Source organism: Caballeronia sp. LZ032 (assembly GCF_031451315.1).
Classification (GTDB): domain Bacteria; phylum Pseudomonadota; class Gammaproteobacteria; order Burkholderiales; family Burkholderiaceae; genus Caballeronia.
This window is the reverse complement of the sequence record NZ_JARUXP010000003.1, coordinates 57,533-71,325: the sequence shown is the minus strand read 5'-3', so window position 1 is coordinate 71,325 and position 13,793 is coordinate 57,533. Positions and strand designations below refer to the sequence as shown.

Sequence of the window (13,793 nt, the reverse complement as noted above, 5' to 3'; positions counted from 1 at the left end):
GCCGCACGCAACGCGGCACAAACGAATGTTTCTGACGCGTATGTGAGCTTCATTCACGCATGCCGGTTTCAGATACCGCCCTGAACGTTGGCATTGTTCGCATGGCCCATGATGGCCGCAAAGTTGCCGATGACCGGCGATGCATACGTGACAGGAGGCGCATCGAGCGGCAGCGGCGCGGGGCCGGAATCCGTCGCACGGGGATAGACGGGCAGCGGCGGCGCGCTCTGGGCGCTGGACGCGACCGGAAACACCGGCCCGCCGAGAATGCCCACGCCGATGAACGGATGGGCGTAAGCCACCGTCGCGATGCCGAAGGTCAGCTTGGCCGCGAGGATGACTTTCTTGAGCATTTTCATTTTTTCTGCGCCGATCGTTTTCATGGTCCTCTCCTCACTGCTTGTTTGTTTGTCGATGAAGGGAGTCTGCTCCGCGAGAATGAGAGAAAAATGAGCGTGCGCAGGGAGTCGCGCTCGCGACGATGCGTTCTACACTGAACCTTTGTCGAATCCCCGGCCGCCTCGCCATGCCCAGCCGCTTCACCGCCATCGTGATCGCCCTCGGCGCCGCCGCGCTGTTCGGCGCCGCCACGCCCGTCGCCAAGATCCTGCTCGGCGGCGTGCCGCCGTTCATGGTCGCGGGGTTGTTCTATCTGGGCAGCGGCATCGGCCTGGGCGGCGTCATCCTGTTGCGTTCAGGGGCCAATCATTCGAACGGATTGCGCGCCGGCGAGCTTCCCTGGCTCGCGGAAGCGATCGTCGCGGGCGGCGTCGCGGGTCCCGCGCTGCTGATGCTCGGGCTCACCAGCACGCCCGCCTCGACGAGCGCGCTGTTGCTCAATCTCGAAGGCGTGCTGACCGCCGCCATCGCGTGGCTCGTGTTCCGCGAGAACGTCGACCGGCAAGTGTTCCTCGGCATGGCGGCGATCGTCGCGGGCGGCGTCGTGCTCGCCTGGCAACCGGATGCAACGAGCGGCAGCGGCCTGCCGGGCGGCACGTTGCTGATCGTGCTGGCGTGCGCGTGCTGGGCCATCGACAACAATCTGACGCGCAAGATCTCGGCTGCGGACGCCACGCTCATCGCGTGCGCGAAAGGGCTCGTCGCGGGCGTGACGAATCTCTGCATCGCATTCGCGCTGGGCGCACGTCTGCCCGCGCCGGCGCCGCTGTTCGCCGCCATGGCGACCGGTTTCGCCGGCTATGGCGTGAGCCTCGTGATGTTCGTGATCGCGCTGCGGCACCTGGGCACGGCGCGCACGGGCGCGTACTTCTCCGTTGCGCCGGTGTTCGGCGTCGCGATCTCACTGGCCATCTGGCCGCATGCGCCGGGCGCGTTGTTCTGGATCGCCGCCGTGCTGATGGCGTTCGGCGTCTGGCTGCACGTGCGCGAACGTCACGAGCACGAACACACGCACGAGCCGCTCGCGCACACGCATCGTCACACACACGACGCGCATCATCGGCACGAGCACGACTTGCCCTACGACGGTGACGAGCCGCATACGCATCCGCACGCGCATCTGCCGATCACCCATACGCACGCACATTTTCCGGACGTGCATCACCGGCATGCACACGGCTAGCGCACCATTCACCACGAAGCAAGGAGACGCAGATGGAACGCCCGGACTACGCACAGGCCATCGCGCAATTGACTGGCGCGGCGGAATTGATCGCGGCAGACGCGCCCGCGGAGCAACGCGCGGAAGCGTTCGAAACGCTGGCGTATTTTCGCTTGCTGAAAACGCGCGTGAATGACACCAAGGCGCCCGCCGTGTCGAACGACGAGCTCTTCAAGGACACCGCGACCGCCGCGCTCACCCTCGCGGGCCGCAAGGAGTTTCTCGCGGCGGCTGCATTGCTCGAACAGGCGCGCGGCCTGTTGCGCGGCTAGCGGTGAACGCTTCAGAACAGTTCCATTTCGAGCGTCATCAAGTTGATCCACTTGACGGCCGTGCGCCGCTCCACGCCGTCGTCATGAATCGACCGTATCATCACGCGCTGGCCGCGTGCCTCCCCGAGCACTTCGACGATCCTGTTCCGATAACGCGCAAGCATGCCGCGTGACGGCTTGCGCTTTGTGCTCTTGCGGAGGGAAACTGCGGGCATGGCAGATGACAGCGATTTATGACGGCCACATCATAACGACGCGAACGTCATCCCTCAATTACTCATCGTCCCCAAACGCGAACCGCCACACCATGCGCCGAATCACTGTCCGGACTTCGCCCGTTCATGGCCGGGGCGTCTTCGCCCTCGCCGATCTGTCGCCAGGCACTCTGCTGCTCGAATACAAAGGCCTGCGTGTTTCATGGAAGGAAGCGCAACGCGTGCACGCGCGCTCGAGCCCCGAGGACGGCCACACATTCCTGTTCGGTCTCGACGACGGCAGCGTGATCGACGGTGCACGCGGCGGCAACTCGGCGCGCTGGCTCAATCACAGCTGCGCGCCGAACTGCGAGGCGGAGCAGGACGGCGAACGCGTGTTCATCCGCGCCATCTCGCCAATCGAGCGTGGTCAGGAATTGTTCATCGACTATCGTCTGACCGTCGATGGCCGCCGCACCGCAGCCGTCAAGCAACTCTATGCGTGCCGCTGTCTCGCGAGCGCTTGCCGCGGCACGATGCTGTCGCGCCCACGCTAGTCCCCGGCCGTCGGCGAAAGCTCCGGCGCATCCTGCTTGCCGCGTCATCCGTATGGAGTGAAGGCGAGCGGCGGAGCGCAAAGCGAAATGGTGACAGGGACTGAACGGCGGGCAGCAATGCTATATTGCGCGACATACTCAGCCTGGAGCGCAGCGCGGCCCTTTCTGCCCATGACGGACCCCTTTGCAGGCAGCACCGAACCTTCCGCCGATGCCGACCGCGAGCGCCGCGAACGCGCGAACCGGTTGCTCGTGAGCGTTGCCAGCGGCGACGAGCAGGCGTTTGCCGCGCTCTACCGGGACACATCGGCGCGTGTGTTCGGCGTCATCGTGCGCATGGTGCATGATCGCGCCGAAGCGGAAGACATCCTGCAGGACGTCTATGCCAGCGCCTGGCGCCGCGCGGAAACGTTCGATCCCGCGCGCGGCAGCGCCATCACGTGGCTCATCACGCTCGGACGCAATCGCACGATCGACCGGCTGCGTCAGCATCGCGAAGAACTGCTCGGCGACGATGAAACCCCTGAACTCGCCGACGAAGCGCCCACGCCCGCTGCCGCCGCGGAATGGAACGAAGAACGGCGTCGCCTCGAACTCTGTCTGGACCGGCTGGAAGCGCAACAGAAAAGCGCGATCCGTGAAGCCTTTTTCACCGGCGCAACCTATAGCGAACTCGCGCAGCGTCTCGCCGTGCCGCTCGGCACGATGAAGAGCTGGATCCGCCGCAGCCTGATGCAGCTCAAGACCTGCCTCGAACAATGAACACGCCCCTTCGCGACGACGACGATCTGCGCTGCGCCGAGTACGCACTCGGCGTGCTGGACGCGAACGAGCGCGCGGCGTTCGAAGCCGACGTGACGCGCGACGCCGCCCTGCAACGCCTGCTCGACGCATGGCAGCAACGGCTCGCGCCGCTCGCGCAGGATATCGGCCCGATTGAGCCGCCCGCGCGCGTCTGGACGCGCATCCGCCGCGACCTGGGCTTCCTGTCGCCGCAAGCGGACGTTGCCCAGGCGCCCGGCAAGCGCTGGTGGGACAGCCTGAGCCTGTGGCGCTGGCTGACCATCGGTGCGAGCGTCGCCGCGCTCGTGCTGCTCGGCGTGAACTTCAACTGGACGCGCCAGACGACGCAGGCGCCGGCCACCACGGCCGCGTCGAGCGAGTACATGGTCGCGTCGATCGCGCCCAAGGACGGCGTCCCGCACTGGACGGCAACCGTCGACGTGCGGCGCGCACGCATGGTCGTGATACCCGCTGCGCGCGTCTCCCTGCCGGCGGGGCGCACGACGGAACTGTGGCTGATCCCGCCGAACGCCAAGCCGATCCCGCTCGGCGTGTTTCCGTCCGACCAGCCCGCGACCATGTCCTTGCCGCCCGAGATCATGGCGCAGCTGAATGCGCAGGCCGTACTCGCCGTGTCCGACGAACCGTCGGGCGGTTCGCCCACGGGCGCGCCGACCGGACCGGTGCTCGGCACTGGCGCCATGCATACAACCTGACGCGCTTTATTGCAGGGCGGACGTGAGCGCAGCCGCGCTCCGCCGCGCGTCACGGCGTCACTGCGAAAGTCCCTTGCACGGGAGACGTCGAGTTTTCGTTCGCCGGCGGCGAACCGCATCCAGACACGCGCGGCATCCGTATTGCTCAATGAGAGCATCGATACGGATCCGCCAATGCCCTTCATCGTCACACTCGTCATCGTGGTCGCCGGACTCGTGCTGGTCTTCGCGGCCGCGTGGCTCCAGCAACTCCGCACCGAAAACGCCGGCATGGTCGATCCGGTGTGGGCCGCCACGCTCGGCATCGTCGCGCTGTTCATCGCCGCGAGCGCAACAGGTGCGCCACTCAATCGCGCGTGCGTCGCCGTGGGCGGCCTGCTGTGGGGCGGCCGCCTCGCGCTGCACCTGTGGCGCCGCAATCACGGCAAGCCTGAAGACCCGCGCTACCACGCATTCCGCGAACGCTGGGGCAAGCGCGCCGCACGCAACATGTTCTGGTTCTTCCAGTTGCAGGCCGTCATCTCGATGCTGCTCGCGGCCGCGTTCTTCGTGCCCGCCTATGCCGTCGAGCCGGCGAGCGCGGGGAACATCGTCGCGGCCATCGCGATCTGGATCGTCGCGGTCACGGGCGAAGCAGTTGCCGACAGGCAGCTAAAGCGTTTCGCCGCCGATCCGGCCCATCGCGGCAAGGTGTGCCAGGAAGGCTTGTGGCGTTACTCGCGTCATCCGAACTACTTCTTCGAATGCGTGCACTGGCTGGCGTACACGGCGCTTTCCATCGGGCTGCCGTGGGCGTGGGTCACGCTTGCTCCGCCTGTGCTGATGGCGTGGCTGCTGCTGAAGGTTTCGGGTATTCCGATTCTCGAAGCACGCCTGGCCGCGACGCGCGACGGCTATCGCGACTACATGCGCACCACGAGCGTGCTTGTGCCGTGGCCGCCGAAACGCGCCTGAAAACGCGCCTGACAGAGCCTGACAAGGAGACCCCGACACGATGACCTCCACCGTCCCGGAATCGCGCACGCTTGCCAACGCCATGCCGGCGCTGGATGAAAACTGGATCCTCCGCGCCTGCGAGCGTGGCTGGGTTCCCGATGTGCTGATGCGCGCCGGCATGCGCGCGCTGATGCGCCGCCGTCTCGCCGACGAGCACGCCGACGATGCCGCCCTGCGCGAGCAGGCCTTCGAGCGCTTCGTGGGCGAACTGCGCGCGAGTCCGATCGCCATCGAAACGCAGGCGGCCAACGCACAGCACTACGAGTTGCCGGACGCCTTCTTCGAGGCGCATCTCGGCGCGCGCCTGAAGTACTCGTGCAGCTACTATCCGCGCGGCGATGAAACGCTGCCGCAGGCCGAACAGGCGATGCTCGAGCTCTACGCGGAGCGCGCCCGTCTCGCCGATGGTCAGCGCATTCTCGATCTCGGCTGCGGCTGGGGCGCGCTTGCGCTGTGGATCGCCGAACGCTATCCGCGCGCACAGGTGGTGGCGCTCTCGAACTCGCACGGCCAGCGCGCGTTCATCGAAGCGCGGGCGCGCGAGCGCGGCGTCGGCAACCTGCGGGTGGTGACGGGCAATATCGTCGATTTCGAATTCGACTTCACACGCGGCGCGGACGCACCGTTCGACCGCATCCTGTCGATCGAGATGTTCGAGCACATGAAGAACTACGGGCGCCTGCTCGCCAAGATAGCAGGCTGGCTCAACGCCGACGGGCTGCTGTTCGTCCATCTGTTCGCGCATCGGACGCTTGCCTATCACTTCACGTCGCGCGACGGCAGCGACTGGATGTCGCGCTACTTCTTCACCGGCGGCACAATGCCGTCCGCGTCCCTGCTGCGGCATTTCGACGAGGATCTGCGCGTCACGCAGCAATGGTGGCTGGACGGCACGCACTATGAGCGCACCGCCAACCAGTGGCTCGCCGCCCTCGACGCCGCCCGTTCCCGCATCATGCCGATCCTGCGCGACGCCTATGGCGACGCCGCCGCCGTCTGGTTCCAGCGCTGGCGCATGTTCTACATGGCGGTCGCGGAACTGTTCGGCTACGCGCGCGGCGGCGAATGGGGCGTCGCGCACTATCTGCTCGAAAAACCTGTCGCGGAGGTCAGATCATGAAGCGTGCGCTCATTGTGGCGTTGATCGGAGTGGGCGTCGTCGCGGCCGTGGCCGCGTGCTCCAGTCCGCCGAATCCGAATCCGCGCGCGGATCAGCCGCTCCGCACCGTGCCTGTCGATTTGCCGCGCTACATGGGGCGCTGGTACGTCATCGCGAACATTCCCTACTTCGCCGAGCGCGATTACGTGGGCACGCATGTGGAGTGGTCGCTGCGGCCGGACGGCAAGATCGACGACGTCTTTCATGGTCGAAAGAATGGCTTCGAGGAAAAGGAAACGACGCACCATTTCGTCGACACGGTGAAGCCCGGCAGCAACGGCGGCGAATGGAGCGTGCAGCCGTTCTGGCCGGTGCACGTGACGCAGATGACGCTGTACGTGGACCCGGACTATCGCTACACGATTCTCGGCTATCCGAACAAGAAGCTCGGCTGGATCCTCTCCCGCGAGCCGACCATGAGCGACGACGTCTACCGTTCGCTGCTCGCCCGCCTCGACTCGATGGGCTACGACACCGCGCGCTTCCGGCGCGTGCCGCAATCGCCCGAGCAGATCGGGCAGCCAGGGTTTCAGAGCCCCGGCCAGCGCGACTAGCGCCGGATGCATCCGGACACGAAGCTGCTGCGTATCTTCCGCAAGAGCATTGCGCGCGAGGAGACCCGCAGCATGAAGCCATCGACAGAAGCAGGACAGCGCATCGCGGTGATCGGCGCGGGGATCGCCGGTCTCGCGAGCGCGTACCTGCTGGCGCGTGCGCATCGTGTGACGCTCTTTGAATCCGCCGACTATCTCGGCGGCCATTCGCATACCGTGGACGTGACGCTCGACGGCGAGCGGCATCCCGTCGATACGGGCTTTCTGGTGTTCAACGACCGCACCTATCCGAATCTCATCGCGCTGTTCGACGAACTGGGGGTCGCCGCGCACCGCACCGAGATGTCGTTTTCCGTGTCGCTCGATGGCGGACGCTTCGAATGGGCCGGCACGAACCTGAACACCGTCTTCGCGCAGCGACGCAATCTGTTCTCGCCGTCGTTCTTCGGCATGTTGCGCGACATCCTGCGCTTCAACGCGTCCGCGCCGCGGCATCTGGAGCACGCCAGCGCCAACCGCTGCTCGGTCGGCGAACTGCTCGCCGAACACGGTTACGGCGCGCCGTTCCAGCGCCGCTATCTGTTGCCGATGGCCGCTGCCATCTGGTCGAGCGCCGCCGGCGACGTCCTGCGCTTTCCCGCCGCCACCTTTTTGCGGTTTTGCCTCAATCACGCGCTGTTGCAGGTCAACGACCGGCCGCCATGGAAAACCGTGGCGGGCGGCGCGCGCGACTATGTGCGGCGCATTGCGGCCACGCTCGACGACGTGCGGACGAACACGCCGGTGCGCGGCGTGCGGCGCGACGACGAGGGCGTCGTGGTGATGACAAATGAAGGCGGTCCGGAGCGTTTCGATGCCGTCGTGCTCGCCACGCACGCGCCGACGAGCCTGCGCCTGCTCGACGACGCCTCTGCCGCCGAACGCGCACTGCTCGGGGCAGTGCGCTACCGGCGCAATGTGGCGATGCTGCATACGGATCCGGCGCTGCTGCCGCGCCGCCGCCGGGTGTGGTCGGCGTGGAATTATCTTGGCGGCGCACGCGCGCAAGACGCCGACGAACACGCCGCGCCGGTCTGCGTCAGCTATCTGCTCAACCAGCTGCAGCCGCTGCCTTTCAAGACGCCGTTGGTCGTCACGCTCAATCCCGTCGATGAACCCGCGCCCGGCACGATGCTCGGCTGCTACGACTACGAACACCCGCTGCTCGACCTCGCGGCCATCGACGCGCAAGCGCATCTCCCGACGCTGCAAGGCACGCGCCGCACGTGGTATGCGGGCGCCTGGACCGGCTATGGCTTCCACGAAGATGGGCTGAAGTCGGCGTTGCGCGTGGCCCGCGACTTCGGCGTGACGCCGGCCTGGGCGCAGCCATGACGACGGCTCGCCTGCTGACAGGCCGCGTGATGCACGAACGGCTGCGCCCCGCGCACCATCGTTTTGACTATCCGGTGTGTTACGTGGAATGCGACGTCGCCGGGCTCGACGCGCTGCAAAGCAGCTGGTTCGGCATCGACCGGACGCGGCTCTTTGCGCTGTTCACACGCGACCATGGTCCGCGCGACGGCAGCAATCTCGAACACTGGATGCGCGCGCGTCTGGCCGAGGCCGGCATTCCCGCCGATGGCGTCATCCGGCTGCTGACCATTCCGCGCGTGTTGGGCCGTGGCTTCAATCCGGTGAGCTTCTGGTTCTGCCATGATCGGGCGGGCGCGTTGCGCGCGCTCTACGCCGACGTGCGCAATACCTTCGGCGAGCATCGCGGTTATCTGCTGAGCGCGCCGGATCATGCCGTCATCACGGCGGGCACCGAGCTGACGTGCCGCAAGACCCTGCATGTCTCGCCCTTCTGCGACGTCACCGGCGACTACACGTTCCGGGTGCGCCGGCGCGGCGCGCATCTTTCGCTGGCCATCGACTATCGCGACCCGGACGGTCTGCTGATCCGGACCGCACTGGGTCTCGATGCGCGGCCGCTCACCGCCGCGCTGGCGTGGCGCACGCTGTTGCGTCAGCCGTTGCTCGCCGCCGGGGTCATCGTGCGGATTCATTGGCAGGCGCTCAGGCTCTGGCTCAAGCGCGTGCCTTTCCATGGCCGGCATCCGCCGAGTCAAGCCGATCCAAACCATACGAACGAATCCAACAACAAGGTCCGATCATGAATTTGCTGCGGTCATTCTCCGCGCAAACGGCCATGCCGTTCGCCGCACGGTGCTTTATGGGTCTGCTGCGGCGCATTCGCGTCGGTCATCTGGTGCTCGTGACGCCGGACGGCGACCGGTGCGTCTTCGGCGACCCGTTGATGCAGCCTGCCGCGCGACTCTACATTCATGACTGGCGCGCCTGCCGGGCGATCCTGCGCGCGGGCGACATCGGCTTTGCGCAGGCGTATCGCGATGGCTGGCTCGACACGCCGGACCCGTGCGCCGTGCTGCGCCTCGCGCTCCGCAACGAGGCGGCGCTGCAACGCACAGTGGTGGGCGGCGTGCTGGCGCAAGGGTGGAACACGCTGCGGCACCGCCTGCGGCTGAACACGCGCGCCGGCAGCCGCCGCAACATCCACGCGCATTACGATCTCGGCAACGACTTCTACGCGCTCTGGCTCGACCCGACGATGACCTATTCGAGCGCCTGCTTCGAAGGCGACGCGCATCGTTCCCTCGCATCGGCGCAGGAGCGGAAGTATCAGCGCATTATCGAGACACTCGGCTTGCGTGCCGGCATGCGGGTGCTCGAAAGCGGTTGCGGCTGGGGCGGTTTCGCGCGGCACGCAGCGCGCCAGGGCATTCACGTGCATGGCGTAACGATTTCGCCCGCGCAACATGCCTGGGCGCTCGAACAGACCCAGCGCGAGGGTCTGACCGGTCTCGTCGAGTTCGAACTGCGCGACTACCGCGACCTGCACGGCCGCTATGACGCGATTGTCTCCATCGAGATGTTCGAGGCCGTGGGCGAAGCGTATTGGCCGGCCTACTTCCGCATGCTGCGACGCTGCCTGAAACCGGGCGCGCAGGCGCTGGTGCAGTCCATCACCATTGGCGATGCGCACTTTCCCGCGTACCGCGCCTCCAGCGATTTCATCCGCGAGAGCATCTTTCCCGGCGGCATGCTGCCCAGCCCGGAACGCTTCGTTCGCGCCGCGCGACGCGCGAAACTCCACGCACACGCCACACTCTCCTTCGGCCCGGACTACGCGCGCACGTTGCGCCACTGGCGCCGCGCGTTCGAAGCGCGCGCGGACGCGGTGCGCGCGCTGGGCTTCGACGAGGCGTTCATGCGCACCTGGCGCCTCTATCTTGCCTATTGCGAAGCGGGCTTCGACGAAGCCCGCACGGACGTCATGCACTTCGTGGTCTCGCACGGCACGTGACACGCCGCAGCGAGTCTGCTCGAGAGAAAAAACGGGCCCCGCGTGAGCAGGGGCCCAAACTCGAGACCACCTTTGTGTAGCGTGAGCTACGTGAAGTAGCATAAGCAGACCCGCGCCAAGTGCACATTGGCAAATTCCGAAAGCGAGGCTGCCGATGGCGGAAACTTCAGAACGCCGCCGCCCGTGCCGATAAGACACAGAACAAAAATAACCGGCTTCGACGCCGACCGACACGATGACTTCCGATTCCTCCCAAGGCCCGCTCCAGGCCGCTTTCCTGCGTCACGAAGATTCCCTTGCGCCATCCGGACACGCGCTCGGCGAGGACGATCACGCGGTGTACCGCACGCTGCTGGAATCGACCAAGGCGATTCCCTGGAAGATCGACTGGGCGACCATGGCGTTCACCTATATCGGCCCGCAAATCGAGACGCTGCTCGGCTGGGCGCCGTCGACGTGGAAGACGGTCACCGACTGGGCCGAGCGCATGCATCCGGACGACCGTGAAGCCGTCGTCAACTTCTGCGTTGCGCAGTCTCAGGCGGGCACGGATCACGAAGCCGACTACCGCGCGCTCACTCGCGACGGCGGCTATGTCTGGCTGCGCGACGTCGTGCATGTCGTGCGCAAGGAGAATGGCGAGGTGGAAGCGCTGATCGGCTTCATGTTCGACATCAGCGAACGCAAGCGCACCGAGGAAAAGCTTGCGCAGATGCAGGCGGAACTGGAGCGTCTCTCGTTCAGCGACAGTCTCACGGGCGTCGGCAACCGCCGCCGCTTCGACGACGTGATGGCGCGCGAATGGGAAGCGGCCGGGGCGTCGGGCAAGCCGCTGTCGCTGGTGATGATCGACATCGACTTCTTCAAGTCATACAACGATTATTACGGCCACCTGCAAGGCGACGCGTGTCTGCAGCGCATCGCGCGCGTGCTCGGCGAGGCGGCGGGTCCGCAGCAATTTCTCGGACGCTTCGGCGGCGAGGAGTTCGCGCTGATTCTCGCGGACACCGACGCCGAAACCGCGATGCGCATCGCCGAGCGCTGCCGCACGATGATCGCCGACGCAGCCATCCCGCACGTGCGCTCGCCGCACAACCAGCAGGTGACGGCGAGCTTTGGCGTTGGCACGGTGCTGCCGGGCGAACGTATCGACGTGCCCACGTTCATCAATCTGACCGACGCGCAGCTGTATCAGGCGAAGGACAATGGTCGCAATCGCATCGCGGCGGTGGATCGCGCCGGCATGCAGGGCGAGGGCTTCAAGGCGCAGTCGCGCTGATTAAGCCGGGTTTCAAACGCGCCCGGCTACCGGAATCGCCGCGCCCGTGATGCATTGCGCATCGCGCGACAACAGGAACGCAATCACCGCGCCGAGTTCGTCGGGCTTCACCCAGCGCGTGAAGTCGGCGTCGGGCATGTCGCGGCGATTGGGCGCGGTATCGATGATCGACGGCAGCAAAGCATTCACCGTGATGCCGCGATCCTTGAGTTCTTCCGAAAGCGCTTCGGTCAGGCGGATCAGCGCCGCCTTCGACGCCGCATACGCGCCCATCCCCGCCCCCGCCTTCAGCGCCGCGAGCGCGCCGATATTGACGATGCGCCCGTGCTCCTGCGCGCTCAGGGCATCGAGCGCGGCCTTCGACGCGTTCAGCGCCGTCTTCACGTTGACATCGAACAGGGTTTGCCAGGTGTCGACGCTGCCGTCCGCGACGGTTTCCCAGCGGAACGCGCCGGCCACGTTCACGAGCGCATGCAGCGCGCCGGTCTGCTGCACGATGCGCTCGATGGCCTCGCGTGCCGACTGCGCATCCGCGAGGTCAATGCCGGTGATGCTGCATGCGTCGGCGAGTTCAGCCGGCAACGGCTGCGCGCTCGCGCTCTTGCCTATCAGCGCGATGCGCGCGCCGCGCCCGGCGAGCACGCGCGCCGTCGCGAGACCGAGGCTGCCGAAGCCGCCCGTGATGGCGACCGTCTTTCCTGCGAGGCTGTCCATGGCGAGTTCGCTCCGTTACACGTGATGAAACGTCACGAGCGGGCTTGCTGCGTCGCCCGCTGGACGGAGAATACCGCGGCCGCCGTGATCACGCCCATGACAAGCACGCCGAACATGCCGATCAGCACGGCCAGCGCGCGTCCGAGACCGGTGGTCGCGACCACGTCGCCATAGCCGATGGTCAACGCCGTCACGCCGCAGAAATACACCGTCTCCCCGAACGACGTTTTCAGGTGCGTGAGGGTATCGATGGGTGCGCCGAGGTAATGCATCGCGACGCAAAGCGCGACGAAGATCAGCAGGAAGGTCGTGAACAGCGAACGCAGATGCCAGAGCGCGCGCATGAATTCGATCGTCACGCGATGCGAATTGATCGTCTCTGACTTCAGAAGTTTCGTTATGCCGTTCATGGGGAGACCTGCACGATATGCGCGCGAGGCTCCCATCCTACTCGTGGACCGCATGTGTCCGTAAGACCCGTGCCTGCTTATTCAGACATAGCTGATTGAGTCTCTCCGGCAGCTTTCGCTTGCGTGTCGCTTCGCGTGATGCCGGCAAGCAACCACACCGCTGCCGCAACAATCAGCGCGCAGGCGCCGGCCACGCCGAGCGCAGCGGAGAACCCGCTCGCGAAACTCTCGCGCGCAATATGCACGACCATGGCCCCGGCCGTGCCGCCCAGGCTCGCGCCCGCGTGCGCAAGATCGCCCGCCAGCAGACGCGAGAGGAACGTGTCGTCGAGAACGGTGCGGGCATCGGCGAGCGCGAACGCGTGGGCATCGAGCGCGGCGTGCGTGCGCGTCGCCAGCACGGCGCCCAGCACGCCCACCGAGGTGACGATGGCGGTAAAGCGCGTCGTCGTGCTGATGCCCGACGCCATGCCGGTCCGGTTCGGCGGCACGCACGCCATGATCGCCTTCTGGGTATCGCCGTTGAGCAAGCCCGCGCCGAGGCCGGTCACGATCATGCCGACCGCGATCAGCGCATAACTCGACAGGCCGGCGAACAGCGCTGTCAGCAGGTTGCCCGCGCCGATGGTCGCGAGGCCGAGCGACAGCAGCGTCATCGAGGGCACACGCCGGCTGAGCGCCGCGCCGATGTGCGGCCCGATCACCATGGCAATCGCAAACGGCAGCATGCCGATGCCCGCGCGCACCGCCGGCAGCCCGAACGCGTTTTGCAGATAGAGCGGCAGCAAGGTCATCATCACCTGCGCGCAGGCGGCGTAACCCGCCATCGCGAGCACGGCGGCGACGAAGCGCGGCTGGCGGAACAGCGTCAGGTCGATCATCGCGTGAGCGCGGGTGCGCTGCACGCGGACGAAGAGGACGAACAGCACCGCGCAGGCGGCGAGGCGGAATTCGGTGCGCCAGTCGGCCCAGCCGTCCGCTTGCGCGTCGATCAGCGCCCAGATGCCGAGCACCAGCGCGGCGGCGAACAGCGCGCTTCCCGCCAGATCGAGCGGCCCGGCGTGCGGGTTGCGCGACTCGCGGATACCGCGCCACGCGCAGGCCGCCAGCACCGCGCAGATCGGCAGGTTCATCAGGAAAATCCAGCGCCACCCCGCCCATTGCGTGATGA

17 protein-coding genes are annotated in these 13,793 nt (G+C 66.6%); 12 read left to right on the top strand and 5 right to left on the bottom strand.

Going from position 1 to position 13,793, the window contains the following annotated elements; translation table 11 throughout:
* Positions 1-68: 68 nt before the first annotated feature.
* Positions 69-383: a hypothetical protein gene (locus QCE69_RS21750; RefSeq protein ID WP_309932941.1), complete on the bottom strand. Its 315-nt coding sequence runs from the start codon at positions 381-383 to the stop codon at positions 69-71.
* Between the two features lie 143 nt (positions 384-526).
* On the opposite strand from QCE69_RS21750, the gene QCE69_RS21745 reads away from it, so the two are divergent.
* Together QCE69_RS21745 and QCE69_RS21740 are read left to right on the top strand one after the other, a co-directional pair.
* The gene (locus QCE69_RS21745) at positions 527-1,582 is read left to right on the top strand and encodes a DMT family transporter (RefSeq protein ID WP_309932939.1); all 1,056 of its coding nucleotides are present in this window, start codon (positions 527-529) and stop codon (positions 1,580-1,582) included.
* Positions 1,583-1,614: 32 nt separating this feature from the next.
* Positions 1,615-1,893 (top strand): hypothetical protein, encoded by a 279-nt coding sequence (locus QCE69_RS21740; RefSeq protein ID WP_309932937.1) that lies wholly within the window; start codon positions 1,615-1,617, stop codon positions 1,891-1,893.
* 11 nt (positions 1,894-1,904) lie between these two features.
* Here QCE69_RS21740 and QCE69_RS21735 read toward each other — a convergent pair whose 3' ends face one another.
* Positions 1,905-2,108 carry a hypothetical protein gene (locus QCE69_RS21735; RefSeq protein WP_309932935.1) on the bottom strand — a complete coding sequence of 68 codons (204 nt, stop codon included), beginning with the start codon at positions 2,106-2,108 and terminating at the stop codon, positions 1,905-1,907.
* Positions 2,109-2,200: 92 nt separating this feature from the next.
* Between QCE69_RS21735 and QCE69_RS21730 the strand changes: the two genes are divergently transcribed.
* From QCE69_RS21730 to QCE69_RS21685, 10 genes are all read left to right on the top strand, one after another.
* Positions 2,201-2,644 carry an SET domain-containing protein gene (locus tag QCE69_RS21730; RefSeq protein WP_309923029.1) on the top strand — a complete coding sequence of 148 codons (444 nt, stop codon included), beginning with the start codon at positions 2,201-2,203 and terminating at the stop codon, positions 2,642-2,644.
* Between the two features lie 171 nt (positions 2,645-2,815).
* Positions 2,816-3,406 carry a sigma-70 family RNA polymerase sigma factor gene (locus QCE69_RS21725; protein WP_309923028.1) on the top strand — a complete coding sequence of 197 codons (591 nt, stop codon included), beginning with the start codon at positions 2,816-2,818 and terminating at the stop codon, positions 3,404-3,406.
* Positions 3,403-4,143 (top strand): anti-sigma factor domain-containing protein, encoded by a 741-nt coding sequence (locus tag QCE69_RS21720; RefSeq protein ID WP_309932933.1) that lies wholly within the window; start codon positions 3,403-3,405, stop codon positions 4,141-4,143. Before QCE69_RS21725 ends, QCE69_RS21720 begins: the two co-directional genes overlap by 4 nt.
* A 174-nt stretch (positions 4,144-4,317) precedes the next feature.
* The gene (locus QCE69_RS21715) at positions 4,318-5,097 is read left to right on the top strand and encodes a DUF1295 domain-containing protein (RefSeq protein ID WP_309932931.1); all 780 of its coding nucleotides are present in this window, start codon (positions 4,318-4,320) and stop codon (positions 5,095-5,097) included.
* Positions 5,098-5,137: 40 nt separating this feature from the next.
* Positions 5,138-6,259, top strand: a complete 1,122-nt coding sequence (locus QCE69_RS21710) for a cyclopropane-fatty-acyl-phospholipid synthase family protein (protein ID WP_309932930.1) — start codon at positions 5,138-5,140, stop codon at positions 6,257-6,259.
* Positions 6,256-6,852: a lipocalin family protein gene (locus tag QCE69_RS21705; RefSeq protein ID WP_309932928.1), complete on the top strand. Its 597-nt coding sequence runs from the start codon at positions 6,256-6,258 to the stop codon at positions 6,850-6,852. Before QCE69_RS21710 ends, QCE69_RS21705 begins: the two co-directional genes overlap by 4 nt.
* A gap of 72 nt (positions 6,853-6,924) precedes the next feature.
* Positions 6,925-8,226 carry an FAD-dependent oxidoreductase gene (locus QCE69_RS21700; protein WP_309932925.1) on the top strand — a complete coding sequence of 434 codons (1,302 nt, stop codon included), beginning with the start codon at positions 6,925-6,927 and terminating at the stop codon, positions 8,224-8,226.
* The gene (locus tag QCE69_RS21695; protein ID WP_309932923.1) at positions 8,223-9,011 is read left to right on the top strand and encodes a DUF1365 domain-containing protein; all 789 of its coding nucleotides are present in this window, start codon (positions 8,223-8,225) and stop codon (positions 9,009-9,011) included. Before QCE69_RS21700 ends, QCE69_RS21695 begins: the two co-directional genes overlap by 4 nt.
* Complete coding sequence (locus tag QCE69_RS21690; protein WP_309932921.1) at positions 9,008-10,219, top strand: cyclopropane-fatty-acyl-phospholipid synthase family protein; 1,212 nt, start codon at positions 9,008-9,010, stop codon at positions 10,217-10,219. Before QCE69_RS21695 ends, QCE69_RS21690 begins: the two co-directional genes overlap by 4 nt.
* A 235-nt stretch (positions 10,220-10,454) precedes the next feature.
* A complete protein-coding gene (locus QCE69_RS21685; protein WP_309932919.1) occupies positions 10,455-11,498 on the top strand; it encodes a sensor domain-containing diguanylate cyclase in 1,044 nt (347 codons plus the stop codon).
* 12 nt (positions 11,499-11,510) lie between these two features.
* On the opposite strand, the gene QCE69_RS21680 is transcribed toward QCE69_RS21685, so the two are convergent.
* The 3 genes from QCE69_RS21680 to QCE69_RS21670 form a co-directional block, all read right to left on the bottom strand.
* A complete protein-coding gene (locus tag QCE69_RS21680; protein ID WP_309923009.1) occupies positions 11,511-12,212 on the bottom strand; it encodes an SDR family NAD(P)-dependent oxidoreductase in 702 nt (233 codons plus the stop codon).
* 32 nt (positions 12,213-12,244) lie between these two features.
* Positions 12,245-12,622, bottom strand: coding sequence for a potassium channel family protein (locus QCE69_RS21675; RefSeq protein WP_309932917.1), 378 nt, complete (start codon positions 12,620-12,622; stop codon positions 12,245-12,247).
* 77 nt (positions 12,623-12,699) lie between these two features.
* Positions 12,700-13,793: MFS transporter (locus QCE69_RS21670; RefSeq protein WP_309932915.1), on the bottom strand; the 1,094-nt coding region annotated here is incomplete at its 5' end.

Excerpts from the sequence above, each read along its gene's own strand:
- QCE69_RS21750 (WP_309932941.1), bottom strand. The coding sequence starts at position 383 with ATGAAAACGATCGGCGCAGAAAAAATGAAAATGCTCAAGAAAGTCATC.
- QCE69_RS21745 (WP_309932939.1), top strand. The coding sequence starts at position 527 with ATGCCCAGCCGCTTCACCGCCATCGTGATCGCCCTCGGCGCCGCCGCG.
- QCE69_RS21740 (WP_309932937.1), top strand. The coding sequence starts at position 1,615 with ATGGAACGCCCGGACTACGCACAGGCCATCGCGCAATTGACTGGCGCG.
- QCE69_RS21735 (WP_309932935.1), bottom strand. The coding sequence starts at position 2,108 with ATGCCCGCAGTTTCCCTCCGCAAGAGCACAAAGCGCAAGCCGTCACGC.
- QCE69_RS21730 (WP_309923029.1), top strand. The coding sequence starts at position 2,201 with ATGCGCCGAATCACTGTCCGGACTTCGCCCGTTCATGGCCGGGGCGTC.
- QCE69_RS21725 (WP_309923028.1), top strand. The coding sequence starts at position 2,816 with ATGACGGACCCCTTTGCAGGCAGCACCGAACCTTCCGCCGATGCCGAC.
- QCE69_RS21720 (WP_309932933.1), top strand. The coding sequence starts at position 3,403 with ATGAACACGCCCCTTCGCGACGACGACGATCTGCGCTGCGCCGAGTAC.
- QCE69_RS21715 (WP_309932931.1), top strand. The coding sequence starts at position 4,318 with ATGCCCTTCATCGTCACACTCGTCATCGTGGTCGCCGGACTCGTGCTG.
- QCE69_RS21710 (WP_309932930.1), top strand. The coding sequence starts at position 5,138 with ATGACCTCCACCGTCCCGGAATCGCGCACGCTTGCCAACGCCATGCCG.
- QCE69_RS21705 (WP_309932928.1), top strand. The coding sequence starts at position 6,256 with ATGAAGCGTGCGCTCATTGTGGCGTTGATCGGAGTGGGCGTCGTCGCG.
- QCE69_RS21700 (WP_309932925.1), top strand. The coding sequence starts at position 6,925 with ATGAAGCCATCGACAGAAGCAGGACAGCGCATCGCGGTGATCGGCGCG.
- QCE69_RS21695 (WP_309932923.1), top strand. The coding sequence starts at position 8,223 with ATGACGACGGCTCGCCTGCTGACAGGCCGCGTGATGCACGAACGGCTG.
- QCE69_RS21690 (WP_309932921.1), top strand. The coding sequence starts at position 9,008 with ATGAATTTGCTGCGGTCATTCTCCGCGCAAACGGCCATGCCGTTCGCC.
- QCE69_RS21685 (WP_309932919.1), top strand. The coding sequence starts at position 10,455 with ATGACTTCCGATTCCTCCCAAGGCCCGCTCCAGGCCGCTTTCCTGCGT.
- QCE69_RS21680 (WP_309923009.1), bottom strand. The coding sequence starts at position 12,212 with ATGGACAGCCTCGCAGGAAAGACGGTCGCCATCACGGGCGGCTTCGGC.
- QCE69_RS21675 (WP_309932917.1), bottom strand. The coding sequence starts at position 12,622 with ATGAACGGCATAACGAAACTTCTGAAGTCAGAGACGATCAATTCGCAT.